The sequence below is a fragment of the Rhizobium sp. HT1-10 genome (genome assembly GCF_049472505.1).
Classification (GTDB): Bacteria; Pseudomonadota; Alphaproteobacteria; order Rhizobiales; family Rhizobiaceae; genus Rhizobium.
In genome coordinates this window covers 41,188-66,780 of record NZ_JBCEBQ010000008.1, presented here as the reverse complement: position 1 = coordinate 66,780, position 25,593 = coordinate 41,188, and the positions used below count along the sequence as shown (strand labels likewise).

The 25,593-nt window shown below is 62.2% G+C and carries 25 protein-coding genes and 1 tRNA gene; 10 read left to right on the top strand and 16 right to left on the bottom strand.

The annotated features are described in order from the left end of the window. Positions 1-46 precede the first annotated feature (46 nt). Both VH564_RS19060 and gnd read left to right on the top strand, forming a co-directional pair. Positions 47-1,186 carry a citrate synthase gene (locus VH564_RS19060; protein ID WP_423341442.1) on the top strand — a complete coding sequence of 380 codons (1,140 nt, stop codon included), beginning with the start codon at positions 47-49 and terminating at the stop codon, positions 1,184-1,186. 191 nt (positions 1,187-1,377) lie between these two features. Further along, a complete protein-coding gene (gene gnd, locus VH564_RS19055) occupies positions 1,378-2,406 on the top strand; it encodes a phosphogluconate dehydrogenase (NAD(+)-dependent, decarboxylating) (RefSeq protein WP_423341441.1) in 1,029 nt (342 codons plus the stop codon). Between the two features lie 84 nt (positions 2,407-2,490). Here the strand turns inward: gnd and glp are convergent, their stop codons facing one another. From glp to VH564_RS19030, 5 genes are read right to left on the bottom strand one after another with little or no spacing between them, the layout of a single operon-like run. After that, entirely contained in the window at positions 2,491-3,714 is a 1,224-nt protein-coding gene (glp, locus tag VH564_RS19050; protein WP_423341440.1) for a gephyrin-like molybdotransferase Glp, read from the bottom strand. Then, the gene (gene moaC / locus VH564_RS19045; RefSeq protein ID WP_423341439.1) at positions 3,711-4,211 is read right to left on the bottom strand and encodes a cyclic pyranopterin monophosphate synthase MoaC; all 501 of its coding nucleotides are present in this window, start codon (positions 4,209-4,211) and stop codon (positions 3,711-3,713) included. The genes glp and moaC overlap by 4 nt, the downstream gene beginning before the upstream one ends. Next, positions 4,212-5,027 carry an indole-3-glycerol phosphate synthase TrpC gene (trpC, locus tag VH564_RS19040; RefSeq protein WP_423341438.1) on the bottom strand — a complete coding sequence of 272 codons (816 nt, stop codon included), beginning with the start codon at positions 5,025-5,027 and terminating at the stop codon, positions 4,212-4,214. 16 nt (positions 5,028-5,043) lie between these two features. Continuing rightward, the gene (gene trpD / locus VH564_RS19035; RefSeq protein ID WP_423341437.1) at positions 5,044-6,060 is read right to left on the bottom strand and encodes an anthranilate phosphoribosyltransferase; all 1,017 of its coding nucleotides are present in this window, start codon (positions 6,058-6,060) and stop codon (positions 5,044-5,046) included. A 19-nt stretch (positions 6,061-6,079) separates the two neighbouring features. Beyond that, entirely contained in the window at positions 6,080-7,975 is a 1,896-nt protein-coding gene (locus VH564_RS19030) for a SurA N-terminal domain-containing protein (protein WP_423341436.1), read from the bottom strand. Positions 7,976-8,144: 169 nt separating this feature from the next. Here VH564_RS19030 and VH564_RS19025 point away from each other — a divergent pair, with 169 nt between their 5' ends. From VH564_RS19025 to VH564_RS19015, 3 genes are all read left to right on the top strand, one after another. Beyond that, complete coding sequence (locus VH564_RS19025; protein WP_423341435.1) at positions 8,145-8,426, top strand: hypothetical protein; 282 nt, start codon at positions 8,145-8,147, stop codon at positions 8,424-8,426. Positions 8,427-8,740: 314 nt separating this feature from the next. Next, positions 8,741-9,955: an HlyD family secretion protein gene (locus VH564_RS19020; RefSeq protein ID WP_423341434.1), complete on the top strand. Its 1,215-nt coding sequence runs from the start codon at positions 8,741-8,743 to the stop codon at positions 9,953-9,955. Next, entirely contained in the window at positions 9,948-11,495 is a 1,548-nt protein-coding gene (locus VH564_RS19015) for a DHA2 family efflux MFS transporter permease subunit (RefSeq protein ID WP_423341433.1), read from the top strand. Before VH564_RS19020 ends, VH564_RS19015 begins: the two co-directional genes overlap by 8 nt. 27 nt (positions 11,496-11,522) lie before the next feature. Here the strand turns inward: VH564_RS19015 and VH564_RS19010 are convergent, their stop codons facing one another. Next, on the bottom strand, positions 11,523-12,074 hold the full coding sequence (locus VH564_RS19010) for a DNA-3-methyladenine glycosylase (RefSeq protein ID WP_423341432.1): 552 nt from the start codon (positions 12,072-12,074) through the stop codon (positions 11,523-11,525). 243 nt (positions 12,075-12,317) lie between these two features. Here VH564_RS19010 and VH564_RS19005 point away from each other — a divergent pair, with 243 nt between their 5' ends. Continuing rightward, positions 12,318-12,614, top strand: coding sequence for a DUF6894 family protein (locus tag VH564_RS19005; RefSeq protein WP_423341431.1), 297 nt, complete (start codon positions 12,318-12,320; stop codon positions 12,612-12,614). Between the two features lie 133 nt (positions 12,615-12,747). Next, complete coding sequence (locus VH564_RS19000; RefSeq protein ID WP_423341430.1) at positions 12,748-12,951, top strand: BON domain-containing protein; 204 nt, start codon at positions 12,748-12,750, stop codon at positions 12,949-12,951. Positions 12,952-12,977: 26 nt separating this feature from the next. On the opposite strand, the gene VH564_RS18995 is transcribed toward VH564_RS19000, so the two are convergent. The 3 genes from VH564_RS18995 to VH564_RS18985 all read right to left on the bottom strand — a co-directional run bounded on the left by VH564_RS18995 (position 12,978) and on the right by VH564_RS18985 (position 13,986). Further along, entirely contained in the window at positions 12,978-13,235 is a 258-nt protein-coding gene (locus tag VH564_RS18995) for a hypothetical protein (protein WP_423341429.1), read from the bottom strand. A gap of 22 nt (positions 13,236-13,257) precedes the next feature. Continuing rightward, complete coding sequence (locus VH564_RS18990; protein ID WP_423341428.1) at positions 13,258-13,524, bottom strand: hypothetical protein; 267 nt, start codon at positions 13,522-13,524, stop codon at positions 13,258-13,260. A gap of 168 nt (positions 13,525-13,692) precedes the next feature. Beyond that, the gene (locus VH564_RS18985; RefSeq protein ID WP_423341427.1) at positions 13,693-13,986 is read right to left on the bottom strand and encodes a DUF2934 domain-containing protein; all 294 of its coding nucleotides are present in this window, start codon (positions 13,984-13,986) and stop codon (positions 13,693-13,695) included. A 245-nt stretch (positions 13,987-14,231) separates the two neighbouring features. Here VH564_RS18985 and chrA point away from each other — a divergent pair, with 245 nt between their 5' ends. Then, a complete protein-coding gene (gene chrA / locus VH564_RS18980) occupies positions 14,232-15,629 on the top strand; it encodes a chromate efflux transporter (RefSeq protein WP_423341426.1) in 1,398 nt (465 codons plus the stop codon). A 9-nt stretch (positions 15,630-15,638) separates the two neighbouring features. Here chrA and VH564_RS18975 read toward each other — a convergent pair whose 3' ends face one another. Together VH564_RS18975 and VH564_RS18970 are read right to left on the bottom strand one after the other, a co-directional pair. Then, positions 15,639-16,970 carry a hemolysin family protein gene (locus tag VH564_RS18975; protein ID WP_423341425.1) on the bottom strand — a complete coding sequence of 444 codons (1,332 nt, stop codon included), beginning with the start codon at positions 16,968-16,970 and terminating at the stop codon, positions 15,639-15,641. A 235-nt stretch (positions 16,971-17,205) separates the two neighbouring features. Further along, positions 17,206-17,688: an Lrp/AsnC family transcriptional regulator gene (locus VH564_RS18970; protein ID WP_423341424.1), complete on the bottom strand. Its 483-nt coding sequence runs from the start codon at positions 17,686-17,688 to the stop codon at positions 17,206-17,208. Between the two features lie 96 nt (positions 17,689-17,784). Here VH564_RS18970 and VH564_RS18965 point away from each other — a divergent pair, with 96 nt between their 5' ends. Continuing rightward, positions 17,785-19,269, top strand: coding sequence for an aminotransferase class V-fold PLP-dependent enzyme (locus VH564_RS18965; RefSeq protein ID WP_423341423.1), 1,485 nt, complete (start codon positions 17,785-17,787; stop codon positions 19,267-19,269). 65 nt (positions 19,270-19,334) lie between these two features. On the opposite strand, the gene VH564_RS18960 is transcribed toward VH564_RS18965, so the two are convergent. The 4 genes from VH564_RS18960 to xylF form a co-directional block, all read right to left on the bottom strand. Beyond that, a tRNA-Arg gene (locus VH564_RS18960) sits at positions 19,335-19,411 on the bottom strand. Between the two features lie 162 nt (positions 19,412-19,573). After that, positions 19,574-20,359: an ATP-binding cassette domain-containing protein gene (locus VH564_RS18955; protein WP_423341422.1), complete on the bottom strand. Its 786-nt coding sequence runs from the start codon at positions 20,357-20,359 to the stop codon at positions 19,574-19,576. Positions 20,360-20,373: 14 nt separating this feature from the next. Then, positions 20,374-21,687 carry a sugar ABC transporter permease gene (locus tag VH564_RS18950; RefSeq protein ID WP_423341421.1) on the bottom strand — a complete coding sequence of 438 codons (1,314 nt, stop codon included), beginning with the start codon at positions 21,685-21,687 and terminating at the stop codon, positions 20,374-20,376. Positions 21,688-21,933: 246 nt separating this feature from the next. Continuing rightward, on the bottom strand, positions 21,934-22,974 hold the full coding sequence (gene xylF, locus VH564_RS18945; protein ID WP_423341420.1) for a D-xylose ABC transporter substrate-binding protein: 1,041 nt from the start codon (positions 22,972-22,974) through the stop codon (positions 21,934-21,936). Between the two features lie 223 nt (positions 22,975-23,197). On the opposite strand from xylF, the gene VH564_RS18940 reads away from it, so the two are divergent. Further along, on the top strand, positions 23,198-24,442 hold the full coding sequence (locus VH564_RS18940) for an ROK family protein (protein WP_423341419.1): 1,245 nt from the start codon (positions 23,198-23,200) through the stop codon (positions 24,440-24,442). A gap of 54 nt (positions 24,443-24,496) precedes the next feature. Here the strand turns inward: VH564_RS18940 and iolG are convergent, their stop codons facing one another. Then, complete coding sequence (gene iolG / locus VH564_RS18935) at positions 24,497-25,489, bottom strand: inositol 2-dehydrogenase (protein ID WP_423341418.1); 993 nt, start codon at positions 25,487-25,489, stop codon at positions 24,497-24,499. Positions 25,490-25,593: the final 104 nt, after the last annotated feature.

Genomic DNA, 25,593 nt, shown 5'->3' with positions numbered 1-25,593 from the left:
TTCGCCGGAGCGTCAATCTTGACGCTTTGGATCAATGTGAGGCGCCATGTCCTGGATGACGGCGGAAGAGGCTCTGGATCTGCTGGGCACCAAGCAGCAGACACTCTATGCCAATGTCAGCCGTGGTCGCATCCGCGCCAAGGCCGATCCCACCGATACGCGCCGCAGCCTCTATCTGCAGGACGACGTGAGGCGTCTGGCGACGCGGCAGACCGGTCGTCGCAAAAGCGAAGCGGTGGCCGCCGAGACGATTCGGTGGGGCGATCCTCTGCTGCCTTCGGCAGTCTCGACAGTGTCGGACGGCTGCCTGTTCTACAGGGGCGTGAACGCGATCGGTTTGGCCGAGCATGCCAGCCTGGAGGCTGCGGCGGCCATCCTCTGGAACACCGACGGCCCGCTCCGGCCCTTGCCTTCGCCCGCAGGTCTAGGCTCCGATGGGTCGGTGCAAGCCGCGCTCTTGGCTCTGGCTTGCCGGATCGCAGGCGATCCGCCGTCGCTCGGCCGATGCCTGCCGGACCTGCAGGTAGAGGCGCACTCGGTCTTTGCCACTGTCGCGGCCGCGTTGGCACCGGGGAGGGCCGACCTTCCATTGCACCAGCGGCTGGCAGATGGTTGGCACCGGCCGGAGGCCGCACCCATCATTCGCCGCGCGCTCGTTCTCTTTGCCGATCATGAACTCAATGCCTCGACCTTTGCCGCCCGGGTCACCACCTCCTCCGGCGCATCGCTTTCGGCAGCAACGCTCTCCGGGCTGGCAGCCCTTACAGGTCCGCTGCACGGTGGCGCCTGGCGCCAGGTGGACCTTCTCGTCGATCAAGCGCAAACTAAGGGAGCCCGCGAAGCGGTGCGCCTTCGCCTTGAGAAGGACCGGATGCTCCCGGCTTTCGGGCATCGCCTCTATCCTGACGGCGATGCGCGTGCCTGCGCGTTGCTGGCGCATTTCGAGATACCGCCCGTCTTTGCCGATCTGCGGGCGGCGGCGGAAGCGTTGGTCGGCGAGCGCGCCAATGCCGACTTCGCCCTGTCCGCGCTTGCCGCCGCCTTCGATCTGCCACGGGATGCGCCGATGACGATTTTCGCCTTGGCTCGTACTGTCGGATGGCTGGCGCATGCCATGGAGCAGGCGGTGAGCGGCCGGTTGATCCGCCCGCGGGCCCGTTATATCGGCCCTGGATTGGAGACTTGAGCCACAGCGGCAATGGCGGTAGGAAGGGAAATTCAAACGATTAGGTTTGCTCACATATTCTTGATGTTTCGCGGCTATGGTTGCCTGCTAATCCTCGGCACCATAATTTGCGGGCACTAAGGGCTGTCGCAAAATCAACCTATAACCCGACTGGAGCGACCGCTCCAAAACCGTCCCAAGGAGACGTGACTATGCAGATTGGTATGATCGGCCTCGGCCGCATGGGCAGCAACATGGTGCAGCGGCTGATGAACAATGGCCACACGGCCGTCGTCTTCGACGCGCGTGCGCAGAGTGTTGAAGACCTGCAGGGCATGGGTGCAACCGGCAGCTCCAGCCTCGAAGATTTCGTCTCCAAGCTCGAAAAGCCGCGCGCCATCTGGATGATGCTGCCGGCTGCCATTGTCGACAACGAGTTGACCAAGCTTGTGCCGCTTCTCGAGGACGGCGATATCATCATCGACGGCGGTAACTCCTATTACCACGACGACATCCGTCGCGCCGCGATGCTGAAGCAGAAGGGCATTCACTACGTCGACGTCGGCACCAGCGGCGGAGTTTTCGGCCTGCAGCGCGGTTATTGCCTGATGATCGGCGGCGAGACCCCGACCGTCCAGCATCTGTCGCCGATCTTCGCGACGCTGGCACCGGGCATGGGCGACGTGAAGGCCTCGACACAGCGCAGCGAAGTCGCCGCCGCCAAGAGCACGGCCGAGCAGGGCTTCCTGCATTGCGGCCCGCACGGCGCCGGCCACTTCGTCAAGATGGTCCATAACGGCATCGAATATGGCCTGATGGCCGCCTATGCCGAAGGCTTCAACATCCTGCGTCACGCCAATATCGGCATGCAGCAGGCCGAGGCGGACGCCGAAACGGCACCGATGTCGAACCCCGAATTCTACCAGTACAATCTCGACATCCCGGAAATCGCCGAAGTCTGGCGTCGTGGCAGCGTCATCACCTCCTGGCTGCTCGATCTGACCGCCGACGCGCTCCATGCCGACCCGGCGCTGTCGCAATATGCAGGCCGCGTGTCCGATTCCGGCGAAGGCCGCTGGACGATCTCGGCTGCCATCGACGAAGGCGTCCCGACCCCGGTGTTGAGCGCTGCCCTGTTCAGCCGCTTCTCGTCGCGCGGCAATGACGGCTTCGCCAATCAGGTCCTGTCGGCCATGCGCGCCGGCTTCGGTGGCCACCACGAAAAGCCGCCGGTCAAGTAATCGGCGCAAGCCAATCATATTCCTCGGGCGGCGAAAGCCGCCCGAATTGATTCCGGCTTGCGGGAATTTGAAGGTCTGAACTTGTCAGTCCAAAAGATCCGGCCGCAGCAGCAGGACCTGCGTGAGGGCGCCTGCGGGCAGGGCAGGCGCATGGGGCGGCCGGACGATCAGGCAGTCCGCCTGGGCGAAGATTTTCATCATCGACGAGTCCTGCTTGCCGAAGGGCGTAGCAATCCAGTGCTCATTGGTGGATCTGGCAAGCGTTGCTCGGACGTAGTCCTGGCGCTGGTCGTTGGCCGGGAAGGGCGTGGCGACTTCTGCCATCGCCGCGCGCTTCACCGTTGGGAGCGAGGCCAGCTTGCGGATCAGTGGCTCCAGGAACAGGAGGCCGCAGACAAGGCTTGAAACGGGATTGCCGGGCAGGCCGAGCACATGCGTCTTGCCCAGACTGCCGACCATCAGCGGTTTGCCCGGCCGCATGGCGATCCGCCAGAAGTCCAATTGCATGCCCGCCGCAATGAGCGTTGCCTGAACGAGGTCATGATCGCCGACCGAGGCGCCACCGAGCGTGACGATGACGTCGGCGCCCGCATTGCGCGCCCTGGCGACCGCAGCGCTAATGGCCGCGCTGTCATCAGGCGCAATTCCGAGATCGAGGACCTCGGCGCCGGCCTGTCGCGCGAGCGCGGCTATCCCGAAGGTGCTGGAGGCGAGAATCTGGGCAGGGCCGGGGACGGCGCCAGGTGCGACCAGTTCGTCACCGGTAGCAAGGATCGCCACCAGGGGACGGCGGCGCACGGCGACCGTTGCATGGTTCATCGCCGCTGCCACGGTCAGACGCGTGAAATCGAGCACGGTGCCTGTGCCGAGCACCACTTCACCCTCGGCGAAATCCTGGCCGCGCGGTCGCACATGCTGTGACGGACGAAGGGCGTAGGTCGTGTGGATATGACCATCTTCGTTCCGGGCATCTTCCTGCAGCAGGACACTGTCGGCACCTTCGGGCACAGGGGCGCCGGTGAAGATGCGCACCGCTTCTCCCGCGCCGACCTTTCCCTCGAAAGCGTGGCCCGCGGCGGAGACGCCGATGACCTTCAATCGTGCGTCAGGCGACGCCAGGTCGGCCTGGCGGAGGGCATATCCGTCCATCGCCGATGCGTTGAAGGGGGGCTGCGTCAGCCGGGCCGCGAGATCGGCGCCAAGCACGCGTCCGGAGGCTTCGCTCAATGGCAAGCTCTGGCTTTCAGTGATCGGCACCGCGTTCCGGAGCAATCGCTCCTGCGCTTCGACAACTGGCAGCAGGCTCATTTCGCATTCTCCGCGAGACGGAAATCGCCGGACTTTCCGCCCGACTTCTCCTCGAGCCTGATACCACCTATTTCCATCAGCCGGTCGGCGGCCTTGGCCATGTCGTAGATCGTGAGGCAGGCGACGGAAACGGCCGTCAGCGCCTCCATCTCGACGCCGGTTCGTCCGGTCAGCTTCGCCGTCGCGGAAACCCGCAGACCCGGCAAAGCATCGTCCGGCACGATCTCGACCGCAATCTTCGTCAGCATCAGGGGATGGCAGAGCGGGATGAGGTTGGCGGTCTGCTTTGCCGCCATGATGCCGGCAAGGCGCGCCGTGCCGATGACGTCGCCCTTCTTGGCATTGCCTTCACGGATCAGCGAGAGCGTCTCGGGCTGCATCCTTACGTATCCAGAGGCTGTGGCGATCCGCGTCGTCTCGGCCTTGTCGCCGACATCGACCATGTGCGCCTCGCCTGAGGCGTCGATATGGGTGAGGCCGCCTTGAGCGCCGGCCATCTATTCGGCAGCCAGAGTGGCGCCTTCGCCGGTGAGCAGCGCTCGCGCTGCTGCCTCGACATCGTCCTTGCGCATCAGGCTTTCGCCCACCAGGAACGTGCTGATGCCGCAAGCCTGCATTCTCAGGCAATCCGCATGGGTGAAGATACCGCTCTCGCCAATGATCAACCGATCGGCCGGAACCATCGGCGCCAACTGTTCGCTGTTGGTGAGGCTGACCTCGAAGGTCCGCAGGTTGCGATTGTTGATGCCGATCAACGGCGACGACAGCTTCAGCGCCCGCTCCATCTCCGGCGCATCGTGTACCTCGACAAGCACATCCATGCCGAGCCCGAAGGCTTCGTCCTGCAGACGCTCGGCATCGTCATCGGAGAGCGAGGCCATAATCAGCAAGATGCAGTCGGCGCCCCAGGCCCGGGCTTCCTGAACCTGATAGGTCTCAAACATGAAATCCTTGCGCAATGCCGGCAACGAGCATGCGGCGCGGGCGGCAGTCAGGAAGGCAGGGGCGCCCTGGAAGCTCGGCGCGTCGGTGAGTACCGAAAGGCAGGCTGCGCCGCCAGCCTCATAGGCCTTGGCAAGAGCTGGGGGATCGAAGTCGGGACGGATCAGACCCTTGGACGGGCTTGCCTTCTTGATCTCGGCGATCAGGCCAAACTTAGCTGCCTGCTTCTTTTCAACCAAAGCTCTGTGAAAACCGCGTGGCGCCGATTGATCGCCCTGCATCGCCTTGAGGTCAGCAAGCGAGACGGTTGCCTTGGCGGCCTCGATTTCCTGGCGCTTGTAGGCCTCGATCTTCCTCAAAATATTGGTCATGGCAAAAGCCTTTCCTTTAGTCGCCGTCGTTCGAGACAGCAATAAGCCTGTCGAGGGCGGCGGCAGTCGCGCCGCTGTCGAGCGAAGTTTTCGCCAGACGCATTCCGTCCAGCACCGTTTCCGCCTTGCCCGCAATGACCAGCGAGGCAGCGGCGTTCACCAGGGAAATATCGCGATAGGCATTTTGGGCGCCGGAAAGGACCGCGCGCAGGGCCGCCGCGTTAACGACGCCGTCGCCGCCCTTAAGGTCGGCGAGCGCTGCGTGCTGCACGCCGAAATCGCTGGGGGTCAGTTCGAACGTCCGGATCTGGCCGTTCTCCAGCGCTGCAACCTGCGTCGTGCCTGTCGTTGTGATCTCGTCGAGGCCGTTGCCGTGCACCACCCAGACGCTTTCGGCATTAAGATCCCGCAATACCTCTGCCAGAGGCACGACCCACTGAGGCGCATAGACGCCCAGTAGCTGGCGACGGGCTCCGGCGGGGTTGGAGAGCGGGCCCAGCAGGTTGAAGATCGTCCGCGTCCCAAGCTCGACCCTGGAGGGGCCGACATGGCGCATTGCCGAATGGTGCATCTGCGCGAACATGAAGCCGATGCCGGCCTCGCGGATGCAGCGGCCGATATGCTCGGGGGAAATGTCCAGCTTGACGCCGAGCGCGGAAAGGCTGTCGGCAGCGCCCGATTTCGAGCTCAGCGCCCGATTGCCGTGTTTGGCGACGGGGACGCCGCAGCCTGCGACGATCAGCGCGGCGAGGGTCGAAATATTGTAGGTGCCGGTTCCGTCGCCACCCGTGCCGACGATGTCGATGGCATCGGCGGGCGCATCGACCGGCAACATCTTTGCCCGCATGGTCGTGACTGCGCCGACGATCTCATCGACCGTTTCCCCGCGCATGCGAAGCGCCATCAGGAAACCGCCGATCTGGGATGGCGTGGCCTCTCCCGACATCAGGATGTCGAAGGCCTCACACGCTTCATCGCGCGTCAGGCTTTCGTGTCCGGCGACCTTGGCAAGCAGTGGCTTCAGATCGGCCATCGATGTCGGTTCCCTATTCCTAGCGCTGCACGGCCTGGGCCGCGGCCTCGCGATTGACGGTGACGCCGTATTTCGTCTGCAGCTCCGCGACCATCTGGTCAAGGATATCGTCGCCGGCAGCGTTGGCGATCGTCGTGATCTGCTGATCCTGGTTGGCCAGGATGTCGGTTGCCGGCGGCGTGGTGTTGACCTCGGTGACCTTCAGCAGGATCTGCGTCGTGTCGTCACCGCCAACCGCATTGGCGACAGTGTCGACCGGGCCGGTAAAGGCTGCGGAAACGCCGGAGCGTCCGAGAACGGCATCATCCATGCTGCGGGTCACGTTCGTCTTGTTCTCGACGGCGATGCCGAGCGGAGCGGCGATGTCGGCGAGCGACTTGCCCTTCGCGGCCTCTTCCTTGAGGGCAGACGCCTTGGCTGCCAGAGCGACCTTCTGCTGCTCTGCAGTCCAGTCGGCCACGGCCTTGTCGTGCACTTCGGCCAGCGGCCGGTCGCGCTCCGGTGTCACTTCGAGGACATCGAACCAGACGTAGCCGTCGCTGCCGATGGTGATCGGAAGGGCCTGAATGCCCACTTCGGTCTTGAAGGCCTCGGTCAGCAGCTTCTGACGTTCCGGAATATCCTTGACCTCGTTGGCGGACTTGTCGAGCCCGGTGGCGTCGACGGAATCGATGGTGACGGCCTTCAGCTTCATCTGCTGGGCAGCTTCGGCTAGCGTGGCGCCAGAACCGCGCGCATCCTCGAAGCGGTCGTGGAGGTCGGCGATCTGGGACGAGGCGGCGGCGATGGCTATCTGCTTGCGCAGGTCTTCCTTGACGTCGTCGAAGCTCTTGGCGCTTTCCAGCTTCACGTTGGTCACGCGCAGGATAACAGGCCCGAACGAGCCTTCGATGACACCCGTTGTGCCGCCATCCTTGGTCACCGCGAAAGCCGGCTCGGCGATCGCCGCGTCCGGAACGGTTGTCTTGTTGAAGGTTCCAAGCATCACGTCGCTCGGCTTCTTGCCCTGGTCGGCGACCAGCTGGTCGAAGGTCGTGCCGGTTTTCAGCGCCAGGGAAGCGGCGTTGGCGAGATCCTTGTTGGCGAAGCTCAGTTGTTCGATCGTCCGGGTCGCCGGGATCGTGAAGCTTTCCTTGCGCTTCTCGAATTCGGCGCGAACGGCTTCCTCGGTAATCGCCGTCGGGTCGGCTATATCGGCCGACTGCAGCTTGACATAGGCGATCTTGCGGTATTCCGGCGCCCGGTAGCGGGATTTTACACCCTCGAACCATTTGGCCAGCACGTCCTCGGCAGGTGCCTTGACCGGATCGATATTGGCGTTGGTTAGGATCAGGTAGTCGATGGTCCGGCTTTCATCGTGGAACTGCTTCAGCCCATCGATCAATGTCTTCGGCGCGGTAAATCCGTTCGAGATGGAATCGACGATCTGGCCGCGAATGGCGACCTTGCTGCGCTCGTTGATATAATCGTCCTGGCTGATACCGGCATTGGCGAGACGGCTGGTGAAAAGCCCGCGATCAAACTGCCCGGTGTTCGACTTGAAGGCAGGGTCTTCGCCGATCAGTTTTGCAAGGCGATCCTGGGAAAGGCCGAGGTTCATGTCAGCGGCAAGCTGGTCGAGCGATGCGCCGGCGACCAGCTGTGAATTGGTCTGCTGTTCGAGCCCGAAGGCGCGCGCCTGTTCGGGCGAAAGCTGTGTGCCGAACTGCTGGCTAAGGGCGGACAGCTGACGGCGATAGGCGAGGCGGTATTCCGCCGCCCCGATCTGCTGGTCGCCGACGGTAATGATCGTCGAGGCATTGCCGCCGCCAATCAACGAGCGCGACACGCCCCAGATCCCGAAGGATGCCACAAGCAACAGCATCAGGCCCTTGGCGACCCAGGTGCGGGCCAATCTTCTCAGCTGTTCAAACATTTGAATGCAAACCTCAATACGAACACGGCTTCGCAGCAAAGGCGAAGCATTGGCTGTTCCTTAGAGCAAACCGAACAGGAATTGAAGACCACCGGCTGAAATCGCTTGGCAGACGGAACTTTTGCCGAAACACTGCGTTTTTGGGGCACGAACAAAAGGAGCTGAACCTATGGCTGAACTGAAATCCGCGTCTATCCAATCCACAGCAGCACGTGCCGAAACCGAGGCTGCAGCACAGGACCTTTCCGCGCAGATTGCAGCGCTCAGAGACGATCTCAGCAAGTTGTCGGACAGTGTCGTGGCGATCAGCCAGGGCGCAAAGACAGTCGTGACGGAAGAAGCCGCACTTGTGACGGCACGCGTCCGTGACAAGGTGCGCGAAGAGCCGCTTTTCGCGCTCGCCGTGACTGCGGGCGTCGCCTACGTGGTCGGCCTTCTCAGCCGCCGCTGATCCGAAGTTAAAATTCAAAGATTTGAGAGGCCGTCGGGGCGACCCGGCGGCCTTTTTGTTTTGTCCGATTGGATGCGTTTCGGCGCGTTCGCGAAATTGACAGATTGCATCCAAAGGTATAGAAAGGTTGCTAATTAATAGTAGGCTTCTTACAGGTGGCCATCTCAACCGATATTGGATGCCTAGCGATACCACGAGCGGCGACCATCTCGGGTTCCCGCAAGAGTTCGCCAGCCGCCTGCATACCCTTCCGTTGATAAAACCCAACCTCGCCAAGAGCTGCCGCACTTCAGCGGCCGACCAAGAGACCGATCATGGCTGATTCACTGCATACCCGCAGATCCGCAAGTCCAAAGGACGCTATCAGCGTCGTGCCGAAGGAGGAATATGCGGAAGCGCCCGGCACGCCGGGTAAGGCGAATGCGGCGCCGGTGCCACAGAATGCCGCCCCCGATGCACCTCGTAAACGCCGTAGCCTGACGCGCCCCATCCTTTTTGCTGCCCTTCCGATCGTCCTCATCGTCGGAGGCTATTACTATGTGACCGGTGGACAGACGATGTCGACCGACAATGCCTATGTCGGCGCCGACATGGTGGGGGTATCGACGGATGTCAGCGGCCTCGTGGCCTCGATCGACGTGCACGAAAACGAGCTGGTGAAGAAGGGGCAGGTGCTGTTTCGCCTGAAGCCGGACACCTTCCAGATCGCCTTGGCCGGCGCGAAGGCGCAGCTTGGCGTCGCGCGCAACCAGATCCTCAATCTGCAGGCCAGCTACCAGCAGTCGCTGGCCGAGATTGCCCAGGCCGAGGCCGACCTGCCGTTCTTCCAGACGTCCTATGATCGCCAGCAGAGCCTGATCAACAGTTCGGCTGGCTCGAAGGCGGCCTTCGATTCGGCAAAGCACGACCTTGACGCGGCGCGTCAGAAGGTCGCCGTCGCCAAGGCGCAGGCGGCCAGCACGCTGGCGCAGATCGGCGGGGACATAAGCCAGCCGCTCGAGCAGAACCCCACTTATTTGCAGGCCAAAGCTGCTGTCGACGATGCGCAGCGGCAGCTCGACGACAGCGTGGTGCGCGCCTCCTTCGACGGTGTCGTCACCAACGTCAACAGCCTGCAGGTCGGCGCCTATCTTGCCGCAGCCCAGCAGGGATTTTCGCTCGTGTCTTCCAACAATATGTGGGTCGCCGCGAGCCCGAAGGAGACGGAGCTCACCTATGTGAAGCCCGGACAGAAGGTCTCCGTCTCGGTCGACGCCTATCCGGGCGTAACCTGGAGCGGGACCGTCGCCAGCATCAGCCCTGCGTCCGGCTCGAGTTTCTCGCTTCTTCCGGCTCAAAATACCACCGGCAACTGGGTGAAGGTGGTCCAGCGTATTCCGATGCGCGTCAACATTGACGATCTAGCCGGCAAGCCGCCGTTGCGTGTCGGCATGAGCACCGAGGTCGGGGTCGAGACCGGGCATGCCCGCGGCTTGCCCGATTTCGTCTCGTCGCTGCTTGGCCGGTCGGACGGCGGGGATCATGAGTAACGTCGCAGCCGCCAGCGGCAGCACGGCGGCCGTTGCCAATCGCGGCGCCATCACCGCCTGCGTCATCCTTGCCGTCATCATGCAGGCGCTGGACACGACGATCGCCAACGTGGCGCTGCCCTATATCCAGGGGAGCGTCTCGGCCAGCGCCGACCAGATCAACTGGGTGCTCACCTCCTATATCGTCGCCGCCGCCATCATGACGCCGCCCTCTGGGTTCCTCGCGTCCAAGTTCGGTCGCAAGCGTGTCCTTCTGACAGCGATTGCAGGCTTCGTCGTCGCCTCGGTGCTTTGCGGCTTTGCCCAGTCCCTGGTCGAGATCGTCGGCTTTCGGCTGATGCAGGGGCTGTTCGGAGCGGCGCTCGTGCCGCTTTCGCAGGGCATCCTGCTCGACATGTATTCCGTCGAGGAGCGGGGCAAGGCTATGGCTTTGTTCGGCGTCTCGGTCATGGTCGGGCCGGTGCTCGGACCCGTCATCGGCGGCTGGCTGACCGATCACATCAGCTGGCGCTGGGTCTTCTACATCAATGTACCGATCGGGCTTCTCGCCTTCATGGGGATTGTCGTTTTCGTCAAGGAGACGACGGTCGACCGGTTGGCCAAGCTCGATGTCTTCGGCTTCAGCATGCTCAGCCTCGGCATCGCGGCGCTGCAACTCTTCCTCGATCGCGGCGAGCAGCTGGACTGGTTCTCGTCCGGGGAGATCATCGTCGAAGCCCTGGTCTGCTTCTGCGCCTTCTATCTTTTCCTCGTCCACACCTTCACGACGGAGAAATCCTTCGTCAATCCGCGCCTGTTCATGGACCAGAATTTCGCGGTCAGCATGTTCTTCATCTTCATTGTCGGCGTGACCTATCTGGCATCGCTGGCGCTGATGACGCCTTATCTGCAGACCTTGATGGGCTACCCTGTTGTCACCGCCGGTATTGTCATGGGTCCACGCGGTCTGGGCACGATGCTGTGCATGTTTGTCGTCGGACGGCTGATCGGGCGGGTGGATACGCGCTGGCTGCTGCTACTTGGTCTCGGGCTGACCGCCTGGGCGATGTACGAGATGACCGGCTGGACGCCTGACGTCTCGCAGACGACTATCATCGTCGTCGGCTTCGTCCAGGGTGCGGGTCTCGGCTTCCTCTTCGTGCCGCTGACGACGGTCGCCTTCGCCACGCTGCCCGCCCATATGCGCGGCGAGGGAACTGGGCTCTACAATCTGTCGCGCAACATCGGCTCGAGCGTCGGGATCTCCATCGTCTCCGCCCTGATCGTGAGAAACACCCAGAGCAACCACGAATCGATCGCCGCCTATGTGACGCCCTTTAACCGCGCCTTCGATGCGACGGCGGCGGAGGGGCTCAGCCCGCTGAGCGCTGTCGGACGGGCCAGCCTCGACAGCGTGGTGACGCTACAGGCGACCATCATCGCCTATATAGACGACTTCAAGCTTCTGATGCTGATGTCGCTATTGGTCATGCCGCTGGTCATACTCCTCAGAAAGCCCGCCGCGCCGCCGGCGGTCGATCACAGCATTGCAATGGAATAGGGTTCCGCCGTGCCACGGCATCTATCCTTATGGAAACTTGCGGCTGACAAACCGCGAGCCCAAAGCGCCGAAGCGCCAGGGAGCCTCCACGTTCCGCGTGATGCCGATCCGCTGGCCGATGGCGATCGGCAGCGGTGCCGCTTCGAGGAGCTGGAACGGCGCATGGTCGAGGCGAACACCGTTCAGGGCGATATCGATGCCGAGCGCTTGACTCAGCTTTCCCGGCCCGCTGCAAAGCTGCATGACATCAGCGATCCCACGCCGCTCGATCATGTCCCCGATGCCGCTTTCTGGCTCAATGGCGCGGATGAGGACGGCGCTGCCCGGGAGACAGACGAAATTGACGCACCAATGAATTCCGTAGGAGCGGTAGACATAGGCGTGGCCGGGCGGGCCGAACATCACCGCATTGCGCGCGCCGGGTCCGCGGAAGCTATGCGACGCTTCGTCGTCCGTTCGGTAGGCTTCGGTCTCGACGATTCGTCCGCCGACACCGCCAACGGCGAATCGGTAGCCGATGAGATCGCGCGCGACAGCGACGACGTCCCGCCGGAAAAAGGCATCGAGACTTTCATCCATAAATTTCCTTTCCGCGACAGGCGCATTCGGCCTCCATTGCCCGGACCAGAGAGAAGACCATTGCCGCCGCGAGCAGACAGGTCTCCCATACCGGTGGCAGGATTGCTTACCATGGGCGGGGTGACCTCGATACGCCCTCTTGGCCGGCGCCGCATGCAACGCAGAATTTGGCTGTCGCGTTCCGATCGGTTGAATGGCTGGAACATAATAGCGGTCTGCGTCTTACCTCGTCGGAGGCTGTGAATGGCAAAGTTCTATTTTAATATCAGTGACAACGACGGAATGACGGGAGGCGATCTCCCCTATGAATATCCGACGTTGGCTGACGCTGTTGCGCAGGCGAAAACCGTGCTTTCGGAAATGGCGCTGGACGGCATTCCGCGCGATGACGGCAGCCGGCTTGCCGTTGAAGTGGTCGATATGGATCGCCGTCCGTTGGTCACCGTCAGCATCGTTTTGAGAATAGACCGTGCACCAGGAGGCTCTGCGGCCGGCACTTCCGGTGACTTCAGCACAATCCAGGTCGATGACGTACGATGACACAGAGACACCAAAATTGTGATTATGAACGCACGATGAACAAAATTGGCAGGTAAACGTTACTCCTGTAGAAACGGGAGCGTGTTAAATGTTCATGTCTATTCTTCCTACAAGCGCCTTCGTCGGAGCTCAGATGGCTGGCGTATGCGCCGCGATTTCCTCCGCTATGGCTTATGCTTCCGGCCTTGATGGTGCGAATATCGAAGTCAGCCAGGACCATGGCGTCATTTATCTCGATGGCTCCGCACCCAGCCTCAGCGCGCTCGAAGCGGCAATGAGCGTTGCGCGCGAAATCGGCGGAAGCTCGGTCTGCAACCGCATCGCTCCGGCTTACTGAAACAGCCTATTGGGCTTACAGCCGCATCAAGTAATTTTGGCTGAAACCACCTCGAATATTGCGCGAAGGCGATCCAGGTCTTTTGCCTTCAAACTCTCATGAGGCTCTGTCGAGCTTAAAGGCTTGAACCAGTCCATGGCTTCTCGGATCGCCGTTGCGTAGGGCTCGCGATATTCGCTTAGTCCCAGCACCCATTCGCGAACAGTTTCGCGTTCCATCCGTGAGGCCGCATATCTCGCGTATACTGTCTTTGCCGAACTGATCAGATCATCAACATTCTTCATCGGAACTCCATTCGATGAGACGTCAATGGACTTGTGGGTCTGTGTCGTCAAGGAAGCTCGACAGCCCATCGCGCTCGATGGTTGCCAGAAACTCGTCGAACGCTTCGCGGTCGGTGCTGAAACCGTCCTCCCACGTCGTCACCCCATCGGCCTGATCGATTATTTCCATTGTCCAATCGAGCTGGCTATCCACGGGTCGCGATATCGAGATGCGGACGGTGACGCCATTCTCGCTGAACTCTCCCGAAAGCTCCGAGTATTCACGCCGAGGATCGTCGTTCTTGTTCATGGGGAACCGCTCTTTCTCTGCACAGGGTATTGACCGCGTAGCTTGGAGATAGGAGCAGCCGTGCCGGGCGACAAGTTCATCTTGCGCCAGTCGCCGTCACCCAACATTACCGAGCATACAACGAAACCCGCCGCTGGGGGCGGCGGGCTTCATGTGACGCAATGTGGATCAAGCCTGCTCGCGCGTGCCGTTTGCGTTCTGCCGCTGGTCGTCATCTTCAAGGTCGGTGGCGACGAGGAATGTATCTGAATGTTCCCGGCCCGCTTCGCGCATTGCACGGAGGTTCGGCACATCGTCGCCCTCGATCTCGCCGGAGACTGCCTGCCTGCCGCTTGCAGCGTCTCTATCGTAGTCCCGCTCGGCTTCGGCCCAATGGTCGGAGTGAGCGCCATCTGGATGGCCCTCGCGCTCCCAGATTGCATGGGCCCGACGTTGAATTTCTGTTTCGCGATCATCTGCCATAGTCGTTCTCCTGTTAATACCAGAAGAACCTGCGACCCACGAAAGCGTTCCCTCCAAACAGAAATGTGAAGATTGCCAGACGAAACATGGGAGGCCGCTGCCCACATGTAACGGGCAGCCGATGCTGCACGGATGCTTCCCAAATCCTGCAACGAAGATTAAGCCGGTTCATGGTATCGGAAACCATTGGGGCGCGCCTGCGACGACGTCACCGGTCGGTGATCACTATGAAGGATGGGACGGATATGGCGGAAACTGACGGCGCGGCGCGTTTTGCCGGTTCAGCGGACCTTGTCCCACTTCGGGAGGCGATCAAGGTCTGGGTGCGGGTCGCCGCCTTGAGTTTCGGTGGCCCAGCCGGTCAGATCGCGGTGATGCACCGGATCGTCGTCGACGAGAAACGCTGGGTGGGCGAGCACCGCTTCCTGCACGCACTCAACTATTGCATGCTGCTGCCGGGCCCCGAGGCCCACCAGTTGGCGATCTATCTCGGCTGGCTGCTCAACCGCACGGTCGGCGGGCTGATCGCCGGCGCTTTGTTCGTGCTTCCGGGCTTTGTCGCCATCCTTAGCCTCAGCTATCTCTACGCGGCCTTTGGCGAGGTCAGCTTTGTCTCCGGGTTGTTCTTCGGGCTGAAGGCGGCGGTCCTCGCCATCGTCCTGCAGGCGGTCTTCAGGATCGGCGCCCGTGCGTTGCGAAACAAGATCATGGTCGCCATTGCCGGACTGTCTTTTCTCGCGATCTTCGTCTTTCACGTGCCGTTCCCGCTGATCATCATCATTGCCGCTGCGGTCGGTTACACCGGCGGGCGGGCGGGCTTGGACGCATTCAAGGCCGGCGGGGGGCACAAGGGTGGTGCCGGCGCTATCCTGGAGGACCGGGACTCGCTTCTTGGGGAGCACACGCCTGAGCATGCCAAGCCGGACCTTGTCTGGTCGCTGCGGATTTCCGTCGTGCTGGCAGTGCTCTGGCTGGCGCCAGTCGCCCTCCTGATCGCATTCCTCGGACCTTCGAACGTCTTCACGCAAATCGCCATCTTCTTTTCCGAGATGGCGGTCGTCACCTTCGGTGGAGCCTATGCGGTGCTTGCCTATGTCGCGCAGGAGGCCGTTCAGCATTTCGGCTGGCTCAAGCCCGGCGAGATGCTGGACGGGCTCGGCATGGCGGAAACGACGCCAGGCCCGCTCATCATGGTTGTCCAGTTTGTCGGCTTCATGGGAGCCTATCGCAATTCCGGCGTCCTCAACCCGATGCTGGCGGCAACCCTCGCCGCCGTGCTGACCACCTGGGTCACCTTCGTGCCGAGCTTCCTGTGGATTTTCCTCGGCGCCCCCTTCATCGAGCGGATGCGCGGCAACAGCGCGCTGACAGCCGCGATGTCGGCCATCACAGCCGCGGTCGTTGGCGTCATCCTCAATCTTGCGCTCTGGTTCGGTATCCATGTGCTGTTCACCGAAACCAGCCCGCTGACGCTTGGCTGGGTTTCGCTCGACGTGCCTGTACCTGCCTCGCTCGATGTTGCGGCTTTGATCCTCAGTGCGGCGGCGGCGGTGGCAATCTTCCTGCTGAAGTGGCCGGTCATTGCGACACTGATCGGCTGCGGTAGCTGCGGCGTCCTCTGGAGCCTTGCAATGGGCAACTGAGCCTATCGCCTAAGCCGCAGGGGCGTCATGGCGCTGGGCCAGGATCTTGTCGATGCGCATGCCGTCGAGATCGATGATCTCGAAGCGCCAGCCATCGAAATCGAAGGTCTCGCCGACATCGGGGAGGTGGCCGAGCTGATGCAGGGCAAAGCCCGCCATCGTGTGAAAGTCGCTGTCTTCCGGGCGCTCCTTCAATCCCAACTTGTCGAAGGCATCGTAGGCCGGCATCAGCCCCTCGATCAGCAGCGAACCGTCTTCCCGCTCGACAACATCGGGCTGGTTGCCATCGCTGCCGGGCAGGTCGCCGGCGATGGCTTCGAGCAGATCCGTCTGGGTGATGATCCCTTCCAGACTGCCATATTCGTCGATGACCATGGCAAGGCGGACGGGCGCTTTCTTGAAACTCTCCAGCAGCTTGAACACCGTTGTCGATTCGTGGACCACGAGCGGCTGTTTCATGACCTTCACCGGATCGAGCGGCTGGCCCGCCAGAAGCTGGTCCAGCAGATCCTTCTTCAGCACCATGCCGATCGGCTCATCTATGCTTTGCCGGGCAACGAGGAGCTGTTCGTGCTGGCACTCGCGGATTGTGCGCAGGATATCTTCCGGCTTGTCGTCGGCATCGATCCAGTCGACGTCCAGCCTCGGCGTCATGATGTCGGAAACGTCGCGGCTGCCGATGTTGAACACCCGTTCGACGAGGTCCTTCTGCGCCTGCTCGAGCAGCCCGGCTTGCTGGCTCTCGGCGATCAGCAGCTTGATTTCGGCCGGCGAATGCAGCGAACCCTCGCCGGAGCCCGGCTGTAGGCCGAACAGGCGGATGACGCCATTGCCGAGTGCATTGAGGGCCAGAATGGCCGGCCTCAGCAGCAGCAGGAACAAGGCCAGCGGCCGCACGATCGTCAGTGCCGTGCCTTCGCTGCGCTGGAGCGCCAGGCTCTTCGGTGCGAGTTCGCCGAGGACGATGTGGAGCGCGGTTATGATGATGAAGGAGATCGCAACGGCAATCGCGTGCGATCCGGCTGTTGCCCAGGATCCGGGCAGGGATGCGAGTAGCGGTTCGATCAGATGCGCGAGCGCCGGCTCGCCGACCCAGCCGAGCGCGAGCGAGGAGATGGTGATGCCGAGCTGGGTGGCTGCAAGATTGGCGTCGAGATTTTCGACGGCCCGCTGCAGCGCGGTCGCGTTCATCCGGCCCTGGGAAACCAGCTCCGTGACACGGCTGCGGCGCACCGAGACGAGCGAAAATTCCGCCGCAACGAAAAAGCCGTTGGCGGCGACGAGAAGGATAACGGCAAGGATTCCCAGGATATCGAAAAAACTGCCTTCGGTCTCAGACATGAACTCCCTTCGGGCCTCGAGGCCACCAGCATGCATTGCAAAAATCGGCACTCGTTGGGCGAGGGCGATTTCATTCATAAGGTTTTTTATTCGCCCGGTCCAACGCGCAACAGCCAGTGGTCGCACTCATCACCGGAACGCACAATTGGAGCATTCAACTGCGCCGGTCCGGAAACGTTCCGCAAGCCTTGTTATTTGCGCGACGCGGTGTTCCCCGTTGCCGCAGGCTCACGCCTCATCGCAGACGGACGAGGTCCACCGGGCGGTTGCGGATGATGGCCTCCATGGCGAAGAAGCCCGTGACGGTCGCCAGGTCGAAGTTGGTGATGAGCTTCTGGTAGAAGGCATCATAGCCCGAAATACCTCTGGTCACCACCTTGATCAGATAGTCCCAGTCTCCGCCGATGCGATAGAAGTCGATGACCTCCGGCAGCCGTCCGACATGCTTGCGGAAATCCTCGGCCCACTCCTTGGAGTGGTGGCGGGTCCGAATCATCACGATAGTGGTGAGATCGAACCCCAGCATCTCGAGAGCGATCTCGGTGCGCGATGGCCCGAGCACGCCGCTTGACTGCAACCGTTGCAGACGCCGCCAGCAGGCATTCTGCGACAATCCAACCTGGTCTGCCAGTTCGCGTTGCGACAAGCCTGCGTCATGCTGCAGACGGTTGAGAATTTTCAAATCAAACTCATCGATTTTGACGGCATCTTCAATCATATGATCCAACATCAGCCCGAAAACTGCAAAATATGGTGAGGTTATTCACTCTCATTCGCGTTACCATGGATGTCAACGCCTACAGGAAATCTGACCATGCTGGCCTTGCCCGAGCTCTCGCCCTCCAAACCGTCGCCGACCCTACTTGCCAAGTTCAAGGCAGGCCTCGGGGGGCCGGATCGGATGACAGCGATCCGGGAAGGGCTTATCGGCTCCAACGCTCGGATGGACGGGCCCTTCGGTGAGAAGACCCTGGTCTATGCGGACTATGTCGCTTCCGGACGCGCGCTGCGGCAGATCGAGGAATTCATTCTCGAGGAGGTGCTTCCCTACTACGCGAACAGCCACACCGAGGCCTCCTACTGCGGCGGCATGATGACGCGCCTGCGACGCGAAGCGCGGGCCGTCATTGCCGATTGTTGCGGCGCGGACGGCAGCCATGCGGTGATCTTTGCCGGGTCGGGCGCGACCGCCGGCCTTAACAGGCTGGTCAATCTGCTCGGTGTGGCCGAGGCCGTGGCAGCCGGGCGGCGGGTGCGCGTGCTCATCGGCCCCTACGAACACCATTCCAACATTCTGCCCTGGCGCGAAAGCGGCGCCGAGGTCATCGAGATCGCCGAGGGCAGGGACGGCGGCCCGGATCCGCTGCTCCTCAAGGACGTGCTCCGCACCGACCCCGCAAATCTCACGATCTGTTCCTTCTCGGCTGCCTCCAACGTCACGGGTGTCACCACGGACGTCGCGGCGATCACGGCAATCGCAAAGGCGGCGGGCGCCAAGGTGGTCTGGGACTATGCGGGCGCCGGTCCCTATCTGCCGATCGCCATGTCACCGGCGCCGGATGCCGCGATCGACGCAATCGTCGTATCGCCGCACAAGTTCATCGGCGGCCCGGGGGCGTCGGGCATCCTGATCGTCCGGCGCGATGCCGTCGTCAGCCACAAGCCGTCCTGGTCCGGCGGCGGTACCGTCAAATTCGTCTCGCCCACCGCCCACGATTACAGCGACAGCCTCGAGGCCCGCGAGGAATCGGGAACACCGAATGTCGTTGGCGACATCCGCGCGGCGCTGGCCTTCCTCGTGAAGCAGGTCATCGGCCTGGACGAAATGCAGCGCCGGAACGATGTGCTGGTGCGCAGGGCGTTTTCCGCATGGAGAGACATCCCCGAGATCGAGGTCCTCGGATCGCAGACCCTGCAGCGCCTGCCGATCCTTTCGTTTCGCGTGCGAGACGGCGAGGGCGGCTACGTCCATCAGCAGTTGATCACCCGCATGCTGAGCGACCGCTTCGGCATCCAGGCGCGCGGCGGCTGCGCCTGCGCCGGACCCTATGTTCATCGTCTTCTGTCGATAGATGCTGAAACGTCGGAGCGCATGAGGCAGGCGATCCTCGAGGGTCGCGAGATAGAGAAGCCGGGCTTCACGCGCCTCAATCTCAGCGTCCTCCTTTCCGACGAAAAGGTCGTCTTCATCCTCGAATCCGTCGCCCAGCTCGCCCGCGACGCGACGCGCCATCGGCAGCACTACGCCTTCGATCCCACCCGCGCGATTTTTTCGCCGCTGCCAGCGGAGAGAGGATGACGGCCGAAGCTTGCGCAAATCAAGCGACTATTCGACAGTGCTTTAGGGTGATTGAGAAGTGGATATGGCGCACCCGACAGGATTCGAACCTGTGACCTTTGGAATCGGAATCCAACACTCTATCCAGCTGAGCTACGGGTGCATGCCTGAGGCGGTTGGTGCCGCCTGTCCGATGGCTGGTTCATAGCCTAGGTCGCGGCAGGCTTCAATGCGGAAAATTCGCAAACCGACAAAGAGTGCGCGATCGTCAGAGGATGATGGGGAAGGTCGCCGGGTTGGCCGTCGACCTTCGATGGGTGAACCGTCATGCCACCTTCATGGCGCCGGGGCCGGCGGTGGCGCCGGGCGGGACCTTGCCGAGGATGATCATGCCGAGTACTTCGTCCTTCGTCACGTCCTCGGTGCGGGCGTGGCCGACCACCTGGCCGTTCTTCATGACGGACACCCGGTCGGCGAGGTCGAAGACGTCGTGGATGTCGTGGCTGATGAGGAAGATGCCGATTCCCTCCTTCTTCAGCTGCTTGATCAGTTCGCCCACTTGCGCGGTTTCCTGCGGCCCTAGGGCTGCCGTCGGCTCGTCCATGATCAGGATGCGGGCATTGAACAGGATGGCGCGGGCGATCGCCACCGATTGGCGCTGGCCACCGGAGAGTGCCTTGACCGGCTCCTTGAAGCGCTTGAAGTTCGGATTGAGACGGCCCATCACCTCGCGGGCCGAGGCTTCCATGGCGACGTCGTCGAGCGTGCCCCATCGCGTCTGCAGCTCGCGGCCGAGATAGAGATTGGCGGCGGCGTCGACATTGTCGGCGACAGCGAGCGTCTGGTAGATCGTCTCGATGCCGTATTTCTTGGCGTCGCGCGGCGTGCGGATGTCGGCTTGTTCGCCGTTGATCAGGATGTCGCCGCTGTCGCGCTTGTAGGCGCCGGAGAGAATCTTGATCAGCGTCGACTTGCCGGCGCCGTTATGGCCGAGCAGGGCGACGACTTCGCCGGGGTAGAGGTCGATCGACGCATTGTCGACCGCGTGAATGCCGCCGAACGAGATCGAGATGTTCTTCAGTTCCACGAGCGGGGTGGTTTGATCCGTCATTGTAGCAATTCCTCTTACTTGGCCCGCGAGCGGTAGACGGTGTCGAGCCAGACGGCGATCACCAGCACGACGCCGACCACGACATTCTGAATCGGCGTGTCGACATTGGCGAGCCCCATGCCGGATTGCAGAGACTGCATCACCAGCGCGCCGAGCATGGCGCCGGCGACCGTGCCCGTGCCGCCGGCAAGCGAGGTGCCGCCGATGACGGCCGCAGCGATGGTGTAGAGCTCGTAGGTGGTCCCTTGCGAGTTTGCAGCGGCGTTCAGTCGGGCCGTCGAGATTGCAGCCGCGACGGCGGCGAGGAACCCCATCAGCGTGAAGATCTTCACCGTCACCCAGCGGGTCTTGATGCCGGCCAGCTCTGCCGCCTCGGGATTGCCGCCGATTGCAAAGACGTAGCGGCCAAAGCGCAGCCGCGTCGCGATGAAGGTCATGACGATGCCGGCGGCAACGGCGATCAGCACGGGAATGGCGATCCCGTAGGGGATCTCGAGTCCGCCGTCCGGCCAAGCGATGCCGTGGTCGGTGGCGTATTTCTTCGCAATGCCGACCGGCCAGTAGTAGATCGTGAAGACGTAGATGGTTCCGAGGACCAGCGCGGAGCCGAGCGTGGCGAGAAAATACTCGGCCCAGAGCGGGCGGCGCGGAAAGTTGAAGCGCTTGCGCTGGCGTCGCGATCCGGCGATGCCGAGGACGATTAGCAGACAGGCGACGACACCGATGATCCAGCTCCAGGTGGCCCCGATCGAGCCCTCGGCGCCGCCGCCCATGATGCGGAAGGTGGCGTCGAGCGGCGCCACAGTCTGTCCCGAGGTCACGTACCAGGCAAGACCGCGCCAGGCGAGGAAGCCGCCAAGCGTGACGATGAAGGAGGGGACGCTCAGAAACGCAATGATGATGCCCTGCAGCAGCCCGATCAGCGCGCCTGCAGCCAGACCGCAGACCAGCGCAATGACCCAGGTCCACTGGCTGTCGAAGCCGAGATAGGCCGGCAGCCATTTCGCCTGGACGACGCCCATGATCATGGCGACGAAGCCGAGCAGCGAGCCAACGGAAAGATCGATGTTGCGGGTGACGATAACAAGCACCATGCCGGTCGCCAGCACCGCGATCTCGCAGGTCTGGACCGACAGGTTCCAGAGGTTGCGGGGCGTCAGGAACAGGTGCCCGGTGTAGATGTCGAAGCCGACCCAGATGATCAGCAGGGCGCCGACCATACCGAGCATGCGGGTATCGATTTCCGTGGCGCGCAGGAAGCGCGTCAGCGCGTTGGCGTCCGTGGCGCGTGCGCCGCCCGATGTTGTGGAATGGGTCATATCGGCCATTGCTCTGCCGTTCTCCACTGTTGAGCGCAGACCGGCGATACGTCGAGTTTCACTGGTGTAAGTCTGGCGCTGTTCTCAGATATGCGTTGTCCCGGACGAAGATGATCGAACGGCTGCCTTGTCGGTCTCGCGGCGCGGGCGGAAACGCAGGTTACGGCAGCGGTCGGTCCCTTCGGAGCGTGCCGTGCCGATGGCGACGCCGCGACGGGGGACCGTTGCGGCGTCGCTTGGCGATCGCGTCAGTGGTTACTTGCAGGCGGCGACAGCGCCGGCCTTCACGCCCTGGCAGGCCTCTGCCTTGGAAATCCAGCCGGCGTCGATAACGACGTTGAGATTGTCCTTGGTGATGGCAACGGGGGTCAGGAAGATCGATTCCATGTCGACTTTCTTCGGACCGCCGTTGAAGGTCTGGACGTCCTTGATCTCGGTCATCTTCTTGCCGTTGGCAAGGTCGATGGCGATTTCAGCGGCGCGCTTGCCGAGCTCGCGGGAGTCCTTCCAGACGGACACGGTCTGGGTGCCGAGTGCGATGCGGTTCAGCGCTGCCTTGTCGGCGTCCTGGCCGGAGACCGGCACGGAGCCTGCGAGGCCCTGGGCATCGAGAGCGGCGACGGCGCCGCCGGCAGTGCCGTCATTGGAGGCGACGACCGCGTCGACCTTGTTGTTATTCGCGGTCAGGATCTGCTCCATGTTGCGCTGGGCGTTCTGTGGCAGCCAACCGTCGGTATAGGCTTCGCCGACGTTCTTGATCTTGCCGGCATCCATGGCAGCCTTCAGAACTTCCTTCTGGCCAGCGAACAGGAAGTCCGCGTTCGGATCGGAAGAAGAGCCCTTGATGAAGACGTAGTTGCCTTCAGGCTTGACCTTCAGCACGTCGCGGGCCTGCATGCGGCCGACTTCCTTGTTGTCGAAGGTGATGTAGAAGGCGGCCTTGTTTTCGATCAGGCGGTCGTAGCCGACGACCGGGATGCCTTCGTCGGCAGCCTTCTCGATGGCAGGGCCGATGGCGTCGCTATCCTGTGCGAGCACGATCAGGGCGTTTGCACCCTGCGAGATCAGCGATTCGACGTCGGTCAGCTGCTTGGATGCAGATGACTGGGCATCGGCGGAAATATATTTGGCGCCGACGGCAGCCAGTGCCTTCTTGATGGCGGCCTCGTCAGTCTTCCAGCGTTCTTCCTGGAAATTGGACCAGGATACGCCGACCACAAGATCCTTGGCGAAGGCCGTGGTCTGCATCGTCAGTACAAGGGCTGCGCCTGCGGCCAGCCGAACAAAAGCTTTCATGATACCCTCCCGAGTGAAACGCGACCGCACGCACCTTTTGAAGCTCCCGCCCGGCCGCCGCGATAACGCTGACGAGAAATCTCCTTTTTTCTCGACAGTCGAGAAATTAAGTGTCAGAGAATTTCTGGCCTGTCAACAGTGCACGATCAGGTTTTATCGCGACCGACAGGCCAACCTTAGATGCTTGCCGGGTCGCTGTTGGAAACGAGGGAGAAGCGCCCCGATGCAGGGCAAGTCGAGTGCCGAATGGGTGCGACAGCGCAACAGCGTGATGGTCCTGCGGGCACTTCGCCGGCATGGTCCGCTGGCCCATACCGAGCTTTCCGATTTCACGACGCTATCCTCGGGGACGATATCGGCAATCACAGGCGATCTCGAGCGCGCGCAGATCCTCGTCAAGACGGAGCAGCAGTCCGCCGGCGGTCGGGGGCGGCCCAGGGTTGCCTTTTCCCAACGACGGACCTGCGGCTATCTCATCGTCGTCATCATTTCGTCCGATGCCGTGCAATATTCGCTGGTCGATTATGCCGGAACCCTGATCGACCGCTTTTCTGAAAGCCGCTCGCGTGACGGGACCGGGCTTGCGCGCTTCATCGAAGCCATCCAGGCAGGCCTGCATCGCCTCGTCATACGATCGCAGCTCTCGCCTGACGACGTGCTCGTCATCTCGATCAGCAGCAAGGGGCTTGTGGACAGTCTGGAGCCGGTGCTGCGCTGGTCGCCGATCTTTGGCGACGAGCAGATCGATTTTGCAACATTGCTGCACGACGACTGGCGGGCAAAGATCATCCTCGACAACGAAACCCTGCTTGTGGTCGATGCGGTGAGCCAGCGCGAGGAGGAGACAAAGGGGCGCAGCCTCGATTCGATCATGGCTTTGTCGCTCGGCCATAGCATCGGCCTCGGCATCGTCCGGCGCACGGCAAATGGCGACCGCGAGGCCTCCGCACCGAACTTCGGCCACATGCTGCACGAGGCGAACGGCGGCCTCTGCCGCTGCGGATCGCGTGGCTGCATCGAAGCCTATGCCGGCTTCTACGCGATCCTGCGCAATGCTTTTGCGGTCCCTCTGGACACGATTCCGGCCAAGTTCGTGCCGCTGGCCGAGCTCGACAAGATCGCCGCAAGTGCGCGCCAGGGAAACCGTCGCAACGGCTTTGCCTTTCGCCAGGCAGGCCTGGTGCTGGGCAATGGGCTTTCCCGGGTGTTGAGCCTCTACGAACAGATGCCGATCGTCCTGACCGGTCCTGGCACACGCTATTACGACCTGCTTCGGGAGGGCATGGAAGAGGGATTGCGGCAGTCCCAGATTGTCCGCATGGGAGGGCTGCCGGAGGTTCGCATCATGGCGGACGAACAGTCGCTGGCTTTCGAGGGGCATATGCGCCGGGCACTCGATATCATCGACAACGACATTGTCGTGTTGAGGGCGAACACCGATCTCGAATTGAAAGACAAAGCCGGGTAGGGGCCATGCCAGGCGCTTGGGCCCGACATGGCATAGGAGCGCCAGAGCGCAGGATTAGTCGACCTTAATCAGCTTGCCTTCCTTGACCGAGCGGACCGCGGCATCTGCAAGCTTGAGTGCGGCCAGACCATCGGCACCGGACGGGCTGATTTCCGTACCTTCCTCCACCGCGCTGATGAAGGCCGCAATCTCGTTGGCATAAGCCTCCGTGTAGCGGGTCATGAAGAAATCATGCAGCGGCGGGCGGGTGTAGCCGTCGCCATTTGCCACCTCGATGGAGAAGGGGCGCTGATTTTCAGCGGCAACCATGCCCTTCGAGCCGTGAATTTCTATGCGCTGGTCATAGCCATAGGTGGCGCGGCGGGAGTTGGAAATCATTGCCTGCTTGCCGGAGGCGGTTTGCAGCAGCACCGAAACGCTGTCGTAGTCACCGGCCTCGCCGATCGCCTTGTCGACCAGGACCGCGGCCGTGGCGCTGACCGAAACGGGTTCCTCGCCGAGCAGGAAGCGGGCCATGTCGAAGTCATGGATGGTCATGTCGCGAAAGATGCCGCCGGAGCGCTTGATGTAGTCGACCGGCGGCGCGCCGGGGTCGCGCGAAGTGATCGTCACCATCTCGACATCGCCAATCTTGCCGTCGTCGATCGCCTTGCGTACGGCCATGAAGTGCGGGTCGAAGCGGCGGTTGAAGCCGACCATCAGCTTGCCCTTGGTCTTAGCGACGACGTCGATGCAGGATTCGACGCGGCTCGTATCAAGGTCGATCGGCTTCTCGCAGAAGATCGCCTTTCCGGCACGCGCGAAGCGTTCGATCAGGTCGGCATGCGTATCTGTCGGCGTGCAGATGACCACCGCATCGATATCCTTGGCCGCCTCGATCGCCTCTATCGTGCGAACTTCGCAGCCATAGGCTGCCGCAATCGCATCCGCCGCCGCGGGAAATGCGTCTGCAACGGCCACCAGCACGGCGTCGCCGTTGGCGCTGACTGCCTTTGCGTGAACCTTGCCGATACGGCCGGCACCCAGCAGACCAAATCTTACCGTCATTTTCCATCCTCCCAGATACGGAACAAATAAACCGTCTTCATGTCATTGTGGAATTTTCATTCCATCTTCCCGATGGTTCGTCAAGACGCCGGGGTTTCACATTC